The sequence below is a fragment of the Leptotrichia sp. oral taxon 215 str. W9775 genome, assembly GCF_000469505.1.
Lineage (GTDB): Bacteria > Fusobacteriota > Fusobacteriia > Fusobacteriales > Leptotrichiaceae > Leptotrichia_A.
This window is the reverse complement of sequence record NZ_KI272860.1, coordinates 109851-127081: the sequence shown is the minus strand read 5'-3', so window position 1 is coordinate 127081 and position 17231 is coordinate 109851. Positions and strand designations below refer to the sequence as shown.

General features: G+C 27.2%; 15 protein-coding genes. All 15 read left to right on the top strand.

The features are described from left to right. Positions 1–68 precede the first annotated feature (68 nt). The 15 genes from HMPREF1984_RS07525 (at position 69) to HMPREF1984_RS07455 (ending at position 17075) form a co-directional block, all read left to right on the top strand. Positions 69–434 (top strand): YkvA family protein, encoded by a 366-nt coding sequence (locus HMPREF1984_RS07525; protein ID WP_021767358.1) that lies wholly within the window; start codon positions 69–71, stop codon positions 432–434. Between the two features lie 51 nt (positions 435–485). Continuing rightward, positions 486–1820, top strand: coding sequence for a dynamin family protein (locus HMPREF1984_RS07520; protein WP_021767357.1), 1335 nt, complete (start codon positions 486–488; stop codon positions 1818–1820). A gap of 38 nt (positions 1821–1858) precedes the next feature. Next, positions 1859–4222: a dynamin family protein gene (locus tag HMPREF1984_RS07515; RefSeq protein ID WP_021767356.1), complete on the top strand. Its 2364-nt coding sequence runs from the start codon at positions 1859–1861 to the stop codon at positions 4220–4222. 18 nt (positions 4223–4240) lie between these two features. Beyond that, a complete protein-coding gene (locus HMPREF1984_RS07510; RefSeq protein WP_021767355.1) occupies positions 4241–4792 on the top strand; it encodes a hypothetical protein in 552 nt (183 codons plus the stop codon). A gap of 11 nt (positions 4793–4803) precedes the next feature. Further along, a complete protein-coding gene (locus tag HMPREF1984_RS07505) occupies positions 4804–8052 on the top strand; it encodes an ATP-binding protein (protein ID WP_021767354.1) in 3249 nt (1082 codons plus the stop codon). Further along, positions 8049–8864: a DNA/RNA non-specific endonuclease gene (locus tag HMPREF1984_RS10970; protein WP_021767353.1), complete on the top strand. Its 816-nt coding sequence runs from the start codon at positions 8049–8051 to the stop codon at positions 8862–8864. The genes HMPREF1984_RS07505 and HMPREF1984_RS10970 overlap by 4 nt, the downstream gene beginning before the upstream one ends. After that, on the top strand, positions 8833–9234 hold the full coding sequence (locus HMPREF1984_RS07495) for a hypothetical protein (RefSeq protein ID WP_021767352.1): 402 nt from the start codon (positions 8833–8835) through the stop codon (positions 9232–9234). Before HMPREF1984_RS10970 ends, HMPREF1984_RS07495 begins: the two co-directional genes overlap by 32 nt. A 233-nt stretch (positions 9235–9467) precedes the next feature. Next, entirely contained in the window at positions 9468–9842 is a 375-nt protein-coding gene (locus HMPREF1984_RS07490; RefSeq protein WP_021767351.1) for a hypothetical protein, read from the top strand. Positions 9843–10075: 233 nt separating this feature from the next. Next, the gene (locus HMPREF1984_RS07485; protein WP_021767350.1) at positions 10076–10876 is read left to right on the top strand and encodes a hypothetical protein; all 801 of its coding nucleotides are present in this window, start codon (positions 10076–10078) and stop codon (positions 10874–10876) included. Beyond that, positions 10869–11792 (top strand): hypothetical protein, encoded by a 924-nt coding sequence (locus tag HMPREF1984_RS07480; protein WP_021767349.1) that lies wholly within the window; start codon positions 10869–10871, stop codon positions 11790–11792. Before HMPREF1984_RS07485 ends, HMPREF1984_RS07480 begins: the two co-directional genes overlap by 8 nt. Positions 11793–11959: 167 nt before the next feature. Continuing rightward, on the top strand, positions 11960–13657 hold the full coding sequence (locus HMPREF1984_RS07475; RefSeq protein ID WP_021767348.1) for an AAA family ATPase: 1698 nt from the start codon (positions 11960–11962) through the stop codon (positions 13655–13657). A 222-nt stretch (positions 13658–13879) separates the two neighbouring features. Next, positions 13880–14227 (top strand): hypothetical protein, encoded by a 348-nt coding sequence (locus HMPREF1984_RS07470; RefSeq protein WP_051314489.1) that lies wholly within the window; start codon positions 13880–13882, stop codon positions 14225–14227. Between the two features lie 153 nt (positions 14228–14380). After that, entirely contained in the window at positions 14381–15166 is a 786-nt protein-coding gene (locus tag HMPREF1984_RS07465; RefSeq protein ID WP_021767346.1) for a metallophosphoesterase, read from the top strand. 42 nt (positions 15167–15208) lie between these two features. Further along, the gene (locus tag HMPREF1984_RS07460) at positions 15209–16438 is read left to right on the top strand and encodes a YcjF family protein (protein WP_021767345.1); all 1230 of its coding nucleotides are present in this window, start codon (positions 15209–15211) and stop codon (positions 16436–16438) included. 43 nt (positions 16439–16481) lie between these two features. Further along, positions 16482–17075 carry a hypothetical protein gene (locus HMPREF1984_RS07455; protein WP_021767344.1) on the top strand — a complete coding sequence of 198 codons (594 nt, stop codon included), beginning with the start codon at positions 16482–16484 and terminating at the stop codon, positions 17073–17075. Positions 17076–17231: the final 156 nt, after the last annotated feature.

The window sequence follows — 17231 nt, the reverse complement described above, 5'->3', positions numbered from 1 at the left end:
TTTAAAACAAATTCAGTTAAAAGCATAATGCAACTTTATACAAAAAAAGAAAAAATGAGAAGATAAAAATGAATGAAAAAGAAAAAGAATATTATGAAAAATTTAAATCAACTGAAATAAGTAATGAAGATATTAGAAAAGGTGAGGCTAAGGCTAAAAATTTAGGAGATAAGAAAAATGATTTTTTAATGCTGATTGAAATGATAAGAGCATCAATTTCCGGAGAATATCCATTACCTGCATGGGCAATAGCAGCAATAATAGGAGCGATAATTTATGTTGTATCACCAATTGATGCAGTTCCTGATTTTATTCCAGTGGCTGGATGGTTAGATGATGGTGCAGTTGTAACGGCTGCAATAGGAGCTTTAGGAACAGTTATTGCATCTTATTTGGATTATAAGAAGGAAAAAGAGAGAAATAAAATGGATTAATCAGAGAAAAATTAAAAAAATTAAAATTTTAGTTTAATATAAGGAGATGTAATGGGAACAGAAATAGATTTAGATATTTTTAGAAATTCTCAAATAATAGAAAAAAATATAATATTTGAAAAAGAATTTAAAAGTTATAAAAAAATAAAAAATAACTATTCAAATGAAAGTTTTGAATTCAGAAATGCATATTATAAAATATTAAAACATTTTACAAAAAAATATTCTAATGATATATTTTCGATGAAAATATTGGAAGAATATAAAGAAAAATTATTTAGAATAGATGAAAAAGAAATAAGAATAAATTTGAGTAAAGTTTTTAAGAATAAGAATTTTAGAAAATTTAAATACATGTTATTATGTGATTGTCTTTTCATAAATTCTTTTCATAATAAAGAAAAAGCATTAGAAATCATAAAAGAATTTAAAAAAATATATAAATATCCTCAGAAATTCATTGAATTATTTAATGTTTTATATGATGACACTAAAAATATTCAAGAATTTAATAAGTTAAAAAAATATATAAAATTTTGGAAGATAAATAAAAAATTTAGTAATCAAAAAGATAAAAAAATATTAATTGTTGCAACAATGAGTGCTGGTAAATCAACTTTGATCAATGCATTAATAGGTAAAAAAATTAGTAAAGTAACAAATGAAGCTTGTACAGAAAAATTACACTATATTTATAATAAACCATTTGAAGATAACAGAATTTATGAATTTGATAATGAACTTTCTCTAAACGCAACAGAAAAAATATTGTTAGAAAATAATGAAGAAAATATAGGAAATGAAATATTAGTTTCGAGTTATTTTAGAAATTTTAAGAAAAAAATATGTCTTATAGATACACCAGGAGTAAATTTTTCATTAAGAGCTAATGATAAAACAATAACAGAAGAAAAGATAAAAGAAAAAGATTATGATGTTTTATTGTATGTATTTAATGCAGAAAATATAAGTAGTAATGATAATTTCAATTGCTTAAATTATATTTTAGAAAATAAAAAAGATGATAATATTATTTTTGTAATTAATAAATTAGACAATTTCAAGAAAGGAGAAGATTCAATTGATGAAACAATAATAAATGTGGAAAAAGAATTAACAAAAATTGGTTTTAAAAATCCTATAATTTGTCCAGTATCTGCACATGCAGGTTATTTAGCTAAACAAAAAATATTTAATGAAATACAAGATGAAGATACTCTGGAAGAGTTGGAAGAATTGGTTAGAAAATTCAAAAAAGAATATTGGAATCTATCAAAATACTATAATTATGAAAAAACTAATGATAAGATAGAAAATGATAGATATGAAATGTTATTAAAAAATTCTGGAATTAGTTTATTAGAAAATAAAATATCAAAAATGTAAGAAAATAAAATAATTATAAAAAAAGGAGAGAATATAAAATGAAAAGAGTGTATATTAAATATAATCCATATAAAGTAGAAACAGAAGTCATGTTAGAGGATAAGGAATTGAAATCGTTAGATGTAATTGATAAAAGACTTCAGGAATGGATTGAGAGTTTTCCAAAAATCTTATTTGAAGAATGTAACACTTTAGAGGAAGAATTTGAAATTGTTTTTAAAGGAACTAATTTAGATTATGAAGATTTAGAATTTATTATTGAAACTGCAAGAAGAGAAGGAATAGAAACAGAAAATGGGAAAGTTCTTCCAGAAAACGTAAAGATTAATATAAAACATGAAAATGTACAAGAGTTATGTGATAAAGAAAAAGCAATTGAAGAAATATTTTATGATATTCAAAATGGTCCTTTTCAGGAATTAAATGATAAATCATTAAAACATTCTTTTGAAATGGCATTAAGTGAAAAATTCCCTGTTAATGTAATTGCAACAATGAGTGCAGGTAAATCAACTTTAATAAATGCATTACTAAGAAAAAAATTAATGCCTGCAAAACAGGAAGCATGTACTGCAATAGTAACAGAAATTACAGATAAAGACAAAGATGTGTTCGAAGCTAAAATCTTTGACAAAAACAATAATCTTATAATAAGTAATGCTAATTTAAAATTAGAGGATATGGAAAGATTTAATTCTGATTCGAGTGTTTCAAGAATAGAAATAAATGGAGATATACCTTTTGTTACTTCAAACGATACTTCATTAGTACTTGTAGATACTCCAGGGCCAAATAATTCAAGAGATTCTGAACACCAGAAAATGACGATGAGAAACTTGAATGAAACATCAAAAACTTTGATATTATATGTTTTAAATGCAACTCAACTGGGAGTAAAGGATGATAGTAATTTATTGGAAGAAGTTGCTAATAGTATGAAAGTTGGAGGAAAACAATCCAAAGATAGATATATATTTGTTGTAAATAAATTAGACAATTTTAGAAAAGATGAGGATAGTGTTAAAAATTCTATAGAAAAAATTAAAAAATATCTAGAAGATAAAGGAATAAAAAATCCTAATGTATATCCAGCCTCAGCTTTAACAGCACTAGATATAAGAACTATTTTAGAAAATTATAGAGTTGTAGGGTACACTGAAGATGAACTTGATGAACTGGATGATAACGTCAGAGATGTTATTAATAGAGTAAAAAAAATGAATAAAAATGAAGAATTTCATTTAGAAAAATATTCACCATCAACTCCTAGTATGAAAAATAAGCTTGATAAACAAATAGAAGAAGCAAAGGTGTTAATTTCTAGTGAAGATAAAAAAGAAAAATCCGAAGGAATGAAACAAGAAGCATTAATACATTCTGGAATAATTTCTATTGAAGAAGCTATAAAACTTTATGTTGAAAAATATTCTAAAACTGCTAAAATAAAAAATATTTACGAAACATTTCATTCAAAATTAGAAAGTGCAAAATCGTTTGAAAATGTAAAAAAAGAAATTTTATTAAATAGAGAAAAACAGGAACAAATAACGAAAGCTATTAATGAAATACAAAATAAATTGAATGATGCCAAAAGTGGAAAAGAATTTTTGAAAGAAGTAGAAAATCTAAATGGTAGTGAGATAAAAGAAAGTATAAGACCTATTTTTGAAAATGTTCAACAAGAAATTCAAAAAATAATATACGGACAACAAGGACAAGAATTTAGAGATTATCAAATTAAAGCTAAAACAAAGGAGTTTGAGACAAAAACTAAGAATTTAGATAATAAAGTACAAATAAAATTAGAAGAAACAGTAAAACAAAAAGTAAAAAATATGTATGATCATTTGGTTAAAAGTTATAAAAATAAATTAAAATCACTATCTGAAGATATCAAAATTGCAAATATTGAAATAGATCCATTGGATTTTATTTCAGGGGAGATAGATTCTATGGATGCAAATCAAATATTTGAAAGTATTTCCAAAGAAAAGAGAGTTGCTACTGGAAGAACTAGAAGAGTAAAAAATTATAAAAAAAGCGGTTTTTTTGGCTGGTTGAAATTTTGGGAACCTAATTATACTGAAGAAGAAATTTATGAGGATATAAAATATGTTAAAGGAGAGGAATTTGCTATGAGATACTTCAGTTCTCCAATTAATCATTTTATGGAAATTTCAGATGAAACAGATAATTATATAGATGACACAATCCAGAAGATTAAAAGAAACTTTAAAAAAGAAGCAGAAAAGTTAGATAGTAAATTGAATGAAAAATTAGAGGAATTAAAAGGATTTGCAAGTAAAAATGATAATTTGGAAAATATAATTAATGAAAATAACAATAAATTAGCTTGGTTGGAAAATATTCAAAATAGAGTAAATAGAATTTTAGAAATATAATAAGAAGGAGTGACAAAAATGACATTAAGTTCAGAATTTTTAAAAACAGTTAGTGAAGGAAATATTAATAAAATAAGAACACAAATTTATACAAGTTTTACAGTAGCACCTAAATCAAATGAAGGTGAAGAAATGTTAAAATATGCAGAAGAAAATATAGGAAATTTTCTTTATAAAGAACAAGATAATCAAAAATTGGATTTAAATGCATCAAATTGGACAGAAGAATATTATAAACAACTTTTGAAAGACTCAATGTTCAATTTTTCAAAAGAAAGAATGAATTTATTAATAAAAGTTAGAAGGCATTTATTTGCTGGGAAAACTGTAAATTCAAATAGAAGTAAAGCAAATAATGGAAATACTACTAATAAATCTTCAGTAAGATTCCAGAAAACAACTAATAATAGAAATAATTCAATAAATTATAAACAGACAGGTATGGTCGTAGCTGGAGTTGGAGGAGTATTATTGTTAAGCGGACTTGTGGCAAAATCATTTGTTGTGGGTGCTGTTGGTGGTGCTGTATTGGTAGCAGGTGGGATAATTCTATTTAATGATAATAATTAAGGAGTGTAAAAATGTATGACGATAAATTGCAAACAATAGCTAAAAATAATTATATACCTGAACAAAAATCTATTCAGGAGAATTTTAATAATGCCATTAAAATTGTAGATGATGTATTGTTAAAAAATTATCTGACAAAATTGGAAGAATTAGAAGTAGTTCCGTTTTCTTCCGAAAATGAAGATTTATTTGATACTATAAGATTTTTTAAAATTACTGAAATGATATATGAAAAAGACGAATATTCAACTTATAAGTTTGCAAGTGTGTATAATTCATTGATTTCTATGAAATGTGCTATATTCATTATAATAGATAGTGATGGAGAAAAAACTGATTTTTATATGGGAGTTAAATCATTAAATTCAAGTTTTACTATAAATTCTTTAAGAGATACTTTAAAAAATGCGTTAAATGGTCAATTTCCTGGTATAAAGACAGAAAATTACACAAATGATAAAATGCAGAATGTTTTAGATAAAATTAAAATCAATAACATTTCTGCTGTTTCGTGTGTTGCAAATGATAAAATAGATGAAAAAAATAACGTTTCATTTGTGCAAGGACTAGAAAAATTGGCATTATCAATGCAAAATCAAAAATATACAGGAATAATAATTGCAAATGGAGTAGAACAAGGACAACTTGCAGAAATAAGAAAGAACTATGAAAATATCTATACCCAATTAATACCATTTTCAAAATCTCAAGTAAATTATTCTGTAAATGAGTCAATAAATGTTGCTAATGCTTTTACGACAGGAAAATCAGAAAGCAAAAGTTATACTACAAATTCATCTGAAACTTACGGAAAGACAACATCACAGAGTACATCAAAATCAGAAAGTTATACTGAAAAAGATGCTATTGGTAAAATTTCAGGTGTAACTTCAATGGCAGTAAGTACAGCAGGGTTATTACTAGCTCCTATGACAGGAGGAGCTAGTCTGATAGGAGCCGGTGTACTTTCTATGGGAATAAATAGTTTAAGTGCAGGATTTGGAAAGACGCATACTAAAGGAACAACTACAACAGAATCTACTTCAGAAAATCATTCTTATACTTCTGGAACCAGTATGGGCGATACTTATGGAACGAATCAAAGTAATACTGAAACAAAAGGAATGCAACGAGGAAATTCTCAAAATATAACAATGAATATTGAAAATAAAAGTATTTCCAACATATTAGAAAAATTAGATATTCAATTTGAAAGAATAAAAGAATTTGAAAGTTTAGGATTATGGGAATGTGCGGCATATTTTGTTTCTGAAAATTCATATACTTCAGAAATTGCAGCTTCTACTTATAAGGCGTTAATGAGCGGAATAAATACAGGAGTAGAAGTTTCTGCTGTAAATTCATGGAGTGATAAGGAAAAAGTTAACGAAATAAGAAAATATATAAAAAATTTTTATCATCCATTATTTTTATATAACAATATTTCACAAATTTCAATACCAGTAACTCCAACTGTAACAGTTAGCGGTAATGAATTAGCCTTACATATTGGTTTTCCAAGAAAGTCTGTTACTGGATTTCCTGTTATTGAACATGTAGATTTTGCTAAAGAAGTTATGATATCAAATAATGATAAAGTCTTTGGAAGTATAAATCTAGGGAATATTTATAATATGGGTACAGAAACAAAAACTAAGGTTAGATTAAACAGAGAAAGCCTTGCAATGCATACTTTCATCACAGGTTCAACAGGGTCTGGTAAAAGTAATACAATATATGAAATATTAGATCAGTTAGATATAGTTGGTATAAAATTTATGATAATTGAGCCAGCTAAAGGGGAATACAAAAATGTTTTTGGGAATAGAAATAATGTAACTGTACTGGGGACTAATCCTAATTATAGTGAGTTGTTAAAAATCAATCCATTTAAGTTTCCAAAATCTGTTCATGTGTTAGAACACGTGGATAGACTAATAGAAATATTTAATGTATGCTGGCCAATGTATGCGGCGATGCCTGCTGTACTAAAAGATGCAGTTTTATGTGCTTATGAAGATTGTGGATGGGATCTAGTAGAATCTGTAAATAAAATTTCAGATGAGTTATTTCCAACATTTACTGATTTGGAGAAAGAATTATGGACTGTCATTAAAAATTCAGCATATTCAGATGAATTAAAAGGAAATTATATTGGTTCACTGGTAACTAGAATAAAATCTTTGACTAATGGATTGAATGGACAAATTTTTGCTTCAGATGAGATAGATAATAAATTATTATTCGATAAAAATGTTATAATTGATTTAAGCAGAATTGGTTCTTTGGAAACAAAATCACTTATTATGGGAATCCTTGTAATGAGATTGAATGAATACAGAATGTCAGAAGTAACAGAAATGAATTCAAAACTTAAACATGTTACAGTATTAGAGGAAGCTCACAATATATTAAAAAGAGTTTCAACTGAACAAAATTCAGAAAGTTCCAATGTTTCAGGAAAATCTGTAGAAATGTTATCTAATGCGATAGCTGAAATGAGAACTTATGGAGAAGGATTTATTATAGCAGATCAATCTCCTAATGCAGTTGATGTTTCAGCAATTAGAAATACAAATACAAAAATAATTATGAGATTACCTGATGAGATAGATAGAAGATTAGCTGGTAAAGCTGCTGCTTTAAAAGATGAACAGTTAGATGAAATTGCAAAATTACCTAAAGGAGTTGCTGTGGTATACCAAAATGACTGGATAGAACCTGTATTATGTAAAATTAATAGATTTGAAGGAAAAGAAGAACAATATAACTATATTCGAGAATATACAGAAAATCCTGATGAATATAAATTAAAACAGGAAATATTGAAATTGTTATTAAAAACTAGAGTTAATCGAGAAATTTTACCTGATATTGAATATATAGATAGAACTTTAGTTAATTCTAAATTATCAACAATACAAAAAGTAGAAATTTTAGAACAATTAGATGAATATAGAAAAACTAACAAGTTAAAAATATGGGAAACAAATAAGTTTAAAAAATTGTCTAAAATAGTTACTGATTTAATAATTGATAAAAATAATCTAAAAAGACTAGTTGATTCAAAAAATAATTTTGAAGAATTACATACGGGATTAATAAATTTAATTGAAAACAATGTAAAAATTGAAGATGTTGAACTAAAATTAGCTATTGCACAAAGTCTGATGAAAGAATATTCTTCAGAAGGTGAGGATGCTCTTGAAATTTATTCTGTGTGGAGAAAATTTGTTGTTACAGGAGGTAATGTAGAATGATAGAATCTATGGCACTAAAATTATCAGAAGCAGAGATTGGAAAATCTCCTTTGTCAGAGATTGCAAAATCTATAGAAAATAAAAATATGAATGTGAGTGAACTGGATAAACCTATATCTAAGGAAATAGTAAGTTTAGATGATAATGGAAAAATCTATAAGAAAAATAGTGAATTAGTACCTAATAATGAATATGTTATTGATAAAATAACTTATAAAACAGATAGTAATGGAAATATAGAATTATTTTCAGGTGAAATTTCCAGATATACTCCGGAAGCAGAAAGAGATACAGTAGCCCAACTTGAAGTTGGAGGAGAAGCTAGAAAAATAGGAGATGATGGTGGACATTTAATAGCACGTATGTTTGGAGGAGCATCAGGAAATGAAAATTTAGTACCAATGAGAGATACCATAAATAGAGGGGATTATAAAAAATTAGAAAATGAAATAAAAGAGGCTGTGCAAAATGGAGATAAAGTGAATATTAGCGGAGAAATAAAAAGAGAAGAAAATAATAGCAGGCCTAGTGAAATAAAGGTAAATATATCATATAATGATAGAAATAGTGAGTTTATTTTTGATAATAACAAAGGATCTCTAAAATTAGAAGCAGAATTAGAAAAATCAATACTAAGAGAAGATTTTGAAAACTTTTCAGAAGAAATAAATGATATGATTGAAGATGGTAAAGAAGTTTCTATTACTTCTATAAAAAAAGAATTTAATATCAATGGAAAATTAGAAAAAGTAATAGCAGGTTATAAGGATGAAACACTAGGTGATAAATATTATAAAGAATTTATTGTATAGGAGGAATAATATTATGAAAAAAGAAATAATTACACAAATTGAAAATTTAGAAAAAGAAGGAATTACCGATATAGATATGTTAGCTTTAATAACAAAAACTACTTCGGAGATTATATTTTATGGCAAAATACAAGGAAAAATTTATCAATCAAATAATATGGTAGAAGAAAATTTGATAGATTCCCTAAAAATAGAAAAATTTTATGAAAATATTGTAAAAATTATAAGATCTGATAAAGAATTTAGGGAAGAAAAAATGAATATTGTAAAAGTTAACAGAGAAAAAGAGTTTAGTATAGAAATAGAGGAAAAAAATTGTAAAGTTTATAAAATAAAGAAGGAATGGAAAAATGAAGTTTATAATGTATAATTAGAAATATTAACGCTATTCTTTTTATTTAATGGTAAATTTTACTTAAGTTTTTTGTCAAGAATATAAAAATTTGATTGTACGAAAAAGTTTACTAAGTTTAAAATTTTATAAGGTTACCGAACTTTTTCCACCCTCATACTTGACAAAGAGCCTAAAAAGTCAAAAAATTTTGAAGATATCAAACTAAGATATGTATCAAATAAAACTTAATTACAGAAAGGAAATAGAATATGGTAGAAATTATATATAATAATGAAAAAGAATACATAAATAATGAAAATTTATTGAAACAACTAAAAGAAAAAGGAATGATTACTTCTAACAATTATAAAACTATTATTTGTTTTTTTGAGTACAACTCTCAAGAAAAAATTTGTTTTGTTAGAGAACTGGATAGAAACTGCCCTTCTAGATCTGAGCAGCGAAAACAAGAAGTCATAGAAAAGATAAAAAAAATAGATGACATTGACAACATTCAACCTTTAGTTTCTTATTTAGAGAAAATTAATGGAGCTACAAAAATTCAATTTGTAGCAACACCAGATGAAAAAAAATACTATTTTATGCATTGTGTACTAATACAAGAACCACAAGTTCAAAATTAATTTAAAGATTCTTTGTTAAGTAAGTAGGAAAAAAGTTCGATAGCCTCAAGAGATTCTAAGCTGAATAAGCTTTTTAAGGTTGTCGAATTTTTTTATCCCATAAAATAGCTTTTTTATTTAAAAATACACTGGACTTTCAAACACAAAATTAATATAATTAAAGAAAAGACAGTATAAAATAAATTAGGTTTATTGAAAAATATTATCAAAATTGAAGAAAGGACATTGAAAATATGAAAAAATTTTCAATAGGAATAATTATTCTGGCATTTATAATATCCTGTTCAAATGGAAGTAAGGAAAATGCCAATAACATAGATAAAACAGACAAGGAAAAACAGAGTATAAGCATTGTAAAACCTGAAAATCCGCAAGGTTCTACCGTTGCATTGAATTCAACAGATTTTAATGTAAAAGGAGAAGGAGAAACTGCAAATGATTTAGGTGATATTTATAACGGAACTCTTTATTATAAAGGAAATATTTTTACAGGAAAGGTTACATTTGACACATTTTACAGCAGCGGATATTTCTTTGTGAAAGATGGTAAATTAGAAGGGGAATATGAAAAAAATTATAAAAAGAGTGGAATAAAAAGAATAGATATTTATAAAAACAATAATATTTTAAGCCGTTCAGAAACAAAAGATGGAGTTACAGCTGAACTTATTTTTGATGCAAATAGTGAAATTCCAGATAAGAAAGTCTCTGTAATTAATACAGTTTATGAAAAGGATTCATATTTACCAAATATAAAAACTCGTACCGGAGAACTGGAAAAAAAGGCTAAAGATGTAAATACATATGTTTCTAACTATAAAATTATTGAGGAAAATGGAAATTTCTACAAAATTGTCTATTCCTTTTCAGATGAAGGCATTGTAGAGAGAATATTTAAACTTGATTCAAAAGCAGACAATATAGAAACTCTAGTCGAAGAAAGATTCCTGAATGGATTTGGATTAAATACAGAACCATTGGGAATGCTCGAAGTAGATCATCTTATGCGTGTTATAGGAGGAAACTATGAATAATCGGAATAATATAGAAAATAATCATAATAATAAACAGAATCATACAAATGAACAATCTCAGAAATCCTTAAATAATAAACATGACAAGAAAAAATTCCCGATTAAATGGAGTCCAAAAATTTTATTTGGAGTAATTATAATAGTATTTGGCCTTTATTATGTCGGAGCAAATTACATTTTTTTGGAAAATGTAGATTTTAGCAAGGTATACACTATTAGAGTGGAGGGAGATTCAGAAGGGGCTTTTATATCAAGGACAATAAATACCAATTATTACAGTAAACTAAAGGAAAAGAAGGATAAGAAATCTCAAAGAAAACTGGATTTTCTAAACAATGTAAAAATCATTCCTGAATATCATGTGGATAGACCTTTTAAAAATGGTGATATTGCAGATGTTGAATTTAAATATGACAAGAAAATGGCAAAAAAATTGAAAATCCGTATCAGAAACACAAAACTGAAAATAAAAATAGAAGGACTGCAGAAAGTAGTAAAAAATATTAATGAAGCTGAAGATTTAAAAGGATTTATAACAAAAATTTCTCAGAATACGCTTGAAAAACTTTATGACAGTCCAGCTGTTGATGCAGATTCAAAACTGATTGAATACAAGTTGCTGCCAAATATTTATTATAAACAGGATAATAACGGACATTTAGTCTTTAAATATTTTATAAGCAGTAACTCTAAACATTTAATCAAGGAAAAACAGAAAACATCCCAAGGGTTTAAGTACATTAATAAAGGGAAAGCAGGAATATCCAATGTTTATGCAATGGAAGTAAAGGATCTTGTTTTAGATAAAAACAGCAATATTACTTCATATAGGGAAGATTTATTTGTGAAAACATACAGCAGTTTTGAGGAAGCGGAAGAAGCCATGAGGGAGTTAGGATATAATTTGCTATATTAATTTATGCTTTTATACTGGATTTGTGCCTCAAAGAAGGTACTTGAAATGAAATATAAAAGACATACTGGACATTTAAACATAAAATTAATATAATTAAATAAAATACATTATAAAATAATTGAGGTTATTGAAAAAATGTAAGAAAATAAAAGAGGGGGGAAATTAATATGAAGGATGGGAAATTAAAAGAACTGACAGGAAAAGAGGTGGAAGAAATGAGAGATAAAAAGCCTTTACCAATAGGAATTGATGATTTTAAGACAATAATAGAAGAGGACTATTATTATGTAGATAAAACAAAGATGATAGAAAGTCTTCTGGATGACAGTGCCGGAGTGACTTTGTTTACACGGCCAAGAAGATTTGGAAAAACATTAAATATGTCAATGCTCAACTATTTCTTTAATCTGAAAAAGAAGGAAGAAAATAGAAAGCTATTTGAAAATTTATACATTTCAAAAAGTAAATACATGGATCAGCAGGGGGAATATCCTGTAATCTATCTTAGTTTTAAAGATATAAAGGCATTAAACTGGGAAAAATGTTATTACTTGACTAGAAGGCTGATAACTTATCTATACAATGAGTTTGAATTTTTAAGGGAAAAGTTAAATAAAAAGGATTTGAGTGATTTTGACAAGGTATGGCTAGATGAAGAGGGAGCAGACTGGGAAAATTCACTGAAAAATCTTTTGAGATATTTATATGAATATCATAATAAAAAGGTAGTAGTTCTTATAGATGAATACGACACACCGATAGTTTCAGGCTACAACAACGGTTACAAAAAGGAAGTACTTGCCCTTTACCGTTCTTTATACAGTACAGTACTGAAAAGTAATGCACACCTTCAGTTCAGTGTAATGACAGGAATTTTGAGAATAGCAAAGGAAGGGATATTTTCAGGCCTTAATAATCTTAAAGTAAACAGTATATTTAGTGAGAAATATTCAGAATATTATGGAATGACAGAAGAAGAAGTTCTGGAAGGGCTGAAATATTACAACCTTGAATATGAAATAAATGATGTAAAGGACTGGTATGACGGATATCAGTTTGGAAATATAGAAGTTTATAATCCGTGGTCAATTATAAACTTTCTGGATAATGGGAAATTAAAACCCTACTGGCAGGGAACAGCAGGAAATGAAACAATAAATGAACTTCTTGACAGAGGAAACAAGGAGATTTTTGATGACCTTGAAAAGCTTTTCAGAAAAGAAATAGTATATAAAAAAATAAGGGATTTTACTGAATTTACAGATGATATAAATGAAATATGGGAATTATTTCTTTACAGTGGATATCTTACAACTTCAGGTGAACAAAAAGACAAGGAACATCCAATAAGAATACCAAACAGGGAAATAATGGAATTTTTTGAAGACAGGTTTATAGATAGATTTACAGGAAATTATCAGAAATTTTCGGATACTATAAGATATTTGAGAGCAGGAAATATTGAAAAATTTGGTGAAATACTTCAGAATGAAGTAATTTCTTCATTAAGTTACTTTGATACAGATAAGGATGAAAAATATTATAAGGTGTTTCTTATAGGAATATTTGTTGCTTTAATGAATGATTATGTAAGGCTTTCAGAAAGGGAAAGCGGACATGGAAGAGCAGATCTTATACTGGAACCGAAGAAAAAGGAAAATCCTGGATACATATTCGAGTTCAAAGTATCTAAAAGTGAAGAAGAACTGGAAAGCTATGCAGAAGAAGGATTTGGACAGATAAAGGAAAAGAAATACGATACAGAGCTCATAAATCATGGAGTTACTGAGATAATTTACATAGGACTTGCCTTTTACAAGAAAAAACTCAAGATGAAATATGAAAAAAATATAATAATTATTTAAAAAGATATTTTGTATGAATTATCAATAACAAGAGAATTTTTAAAGAAAGATAGTCATATATAAGAACTGAAGAAAAATAAGCTATCAGGAACTTGTATCTTAAATCTTGACAATTGTCAAATTTTAATATATAATAAGACATATCAATACCTTTGCAGTACTTTAAATAGTACAGGGTTCTGACCTATGCAAAGGTTTTTTAATTATAGGGAGGGAGAAATCATGTATAGTAATGTTTATAAAGGTATACATTTAACCTTTGAAGAGCAAATAAATCTTTCAGCTCATAATCATAATATTGTTGATATTGAATTTACAACTAAACCTAAAATTCAAATTCAAGAAATGAAAGAAAAACTTCATATATATGACATTAAAAGTAATACTACTACTAATAAAATTGCTCTTACAGTTGTGATTATGGAATACCTGGTTTTTAAAATTAATGCTGATTTTCCAGGAGGAGCAATAAAAAAAGCTTTAAAACAATTATGTAAATATAAAACAGATGAAGAAGCACAAAAATTAGGATTTAAAAATTTTCAGATAATTGAAAAACTAAAAATATAAATAAAGATACAAAAGAATTAATAAGAAGGACACTTTATGTCCATACTCCTTTGCTATAATAAATTATCAATAGCAGAGGAGTTTTTATATTACTCCATAAATACTATTGAAATATTAATAATGAAGTTATAATAATTTCAAGGGAGGAGAAAAATGAAGGTAAAAGTTCAGAGAATAAGCGAGAAGGATTATGAAAAAATATTCATTATGACAGATATTCACGGAAGATACGATCTTTTTGAAAAAATATTTGGTAAAATCAACTTTACAAAAAATGACTTGCTAATAATTTTAGGAGACAGCTGCGACAGAGGAGAATATACATATGAAATGTATAGAAAATACATTGATTTGAAGAATGAAGGCTATAAAGTAATTCATCTGTTGGGAAATCATGAAGATACAATCTTAAAATCCAGAAATGATTTGAATCATAAGGCAAACTGGATGTTTAATGGCGGAGAAAGAACAGTATATTCTTTTTTCCGTCATCAGAACAAATTCGAGGAAATTATAGATTACTGGGAAGAATTTTATAAAGAAAAATGGCTTTTTGACTTTTTTGAAGAAATGCCCCACATCGTGGAAAGTGAAAATTGTATATTTGTTCATGCGGGTATAGATTTTGAAAAATCTCTGGAAAATCAGGATGAGACATATGTAGTCTGGACTAGAGATAACTGGTACATGAAAAATAATACAGGGAAAACAGTGTTTTATGGCCATACTCCACAAAATGAAGTAACCAGTTATAATAACTGTTTTAATCTGGATTCAGGAGCATTCCATACAAATATTATGAACTGTTTTGAACTTAAAACAAATACATTGTATAGATTGGAAAATGACAATCTTGAAATACAGAAACTAAATATTGGAAAAGTATCAGAAAAAAAGAAAAGTTTTTTCAGAATTATAAAAGATATACTGGACAATTAAAAGCAAAATTAATATAATTAGAGGGAAGGGAGAGAGGATAAAATGGATGTTATGGAATTTAAAAAACATATAGGATTCGAGGAGGAAAGTGAAATGGAAGAAAAAGGAAATGAAACAGGAAGAGAATTACAAGTAGTGGAATTACTTAAGGATTCAGTTGATGCTTCAACAGGAGAAGTAACTTACAGTGAATATGAATCAAAAAAGAATATTAATAAGGAAAAGGTAAATATTATTGTTGCAGGAAAAACAGGTGTAGGAAAAAGTTCACTTATAAACTATATTTTTGGAAAAGAAGTTGCAAAAGTTGGAGATGGTCAGCCTGTAACACAGGAAATACAGGAGTATGACTTTGAAAATGATAATATTACGCTTTTTGACACAAAAGGAATAGAAGCAAAAGATTATGAAAAAACATTGGATAATATAAAGAAATATTTGGAATTGAGACAGGATTCACCAGATGAAAATGATGATATTCATATTGCATGGCTATGTATAAGCGAAAGAGGAGACAGGGTAGAAGAAGCAGACAGGGAACTTTTAAAAATTTTAAGTGAAGCTGGAATACCTGTAATAGGAGTATTTACTAAAAGAGAATCAAAGAGGGAGTCAAACTTTGTAAATAAAGTGGTGGAAGATAACCTTCTTCCTGAAGCAAAAGCAATTGTAAGAGTAAGAAGTATAACTGAGGAAGTGGAAATAGAAGATAACCTTGTGGAATTAAAGCCTAAAGGTGCAGAAGAACTTCTTGAGGAAACATACAAATATATGTCTGAAGGAAGAAGAAATGCAATTAAAAAAGCACAGACAGCAGTCTTGAAAGATAGAATAGAAGCAATGTCAAAAGAAGCAGATGTACTGACTAACTGGTATGCCGCAGGGGCAGCCGCAATAGGAGCGACTCCTTTACCATTTGCAGATTCACTTGCATTGGCGGCATTACAGACAAAAATGGTTGTTGATATAAATACTATATACAGGGTAGATGCAGGAACACATACATTTACTGATATAGCGGCGGCATTAATAACTATTACAGGAGTGGCACAGGTTGGAAAGCTTGCAGCAGGTCTGCTTAAGGTTATTCCGGTTATAGGATGGACTGCAAATGCAGGAGTTGCTGCAGGAATTACTAAAGGAATAGGATTTGGTTATTCAGAATATCTGAAAAACAATATAAATAAGGAAACAGGAGAAATAAAGCTGGATTTAGAAGACCTGAAACAGAACTTTATGAAATTTTTCAATCAGTTTAAGGACATGATTTAAGAAAATACCGTATAGCATACGACAGAATGAAAGGAATATATAAATGAAGAAAATATTCATATCCTTCTGCAGAGGAGGAGATAATATTATAGAGCAGGTTATTAAAACCAATCTTAAGTCTGATTTTATACATGTGGAAATAATAACAGTGGAACAGGATACTGAAAATGGACTGAGAAATGACAGGGTTTATGACTATGCCGAAAATAATGGAAAAGACGGAAAGAAAAAATGGTTTCTTGAAGACAGGTTAAAGTCAACAAAAAGCTATGTGGATAATATAAATGAAATATTTGAACTGAAAATTCCTGAAGAAAAATTTTATGAAGTATATAAATTTATTGAAAATTATTATAAAAATTATAATTATGACAAAGCCATGAAAATATACAAAATAGGAGATCTTGGTCTTGGAAATAAAGAGTTTATAAAAGGTTCGCCTGACAGGACAACGACAATATGTTCACATTTCTGTTTTAAAGTAATAAGATTTATAGTAAGAAATTATTATAAAGATTATGATCTGTTAAATTACAGGGTAGAAGAAATTGAAAATCATTATAGGGAAAAGCTGGAATATATAACACCGGGACATTTATATAATGTATTTAGGAAACATACGGAATTATTTGGATAAAAAAGGAATGGAGGGAATGTCTTAAATTAAAAAATAAGGCATCCCTTTATAAAAAAACATTAAAGTGACCATATGAAACTTTGAACTAATATAGGAAAAATATAAAATATAAAAAATATAGGGGAAAAGTTTATAAAATTACTTGACAAATGGCAA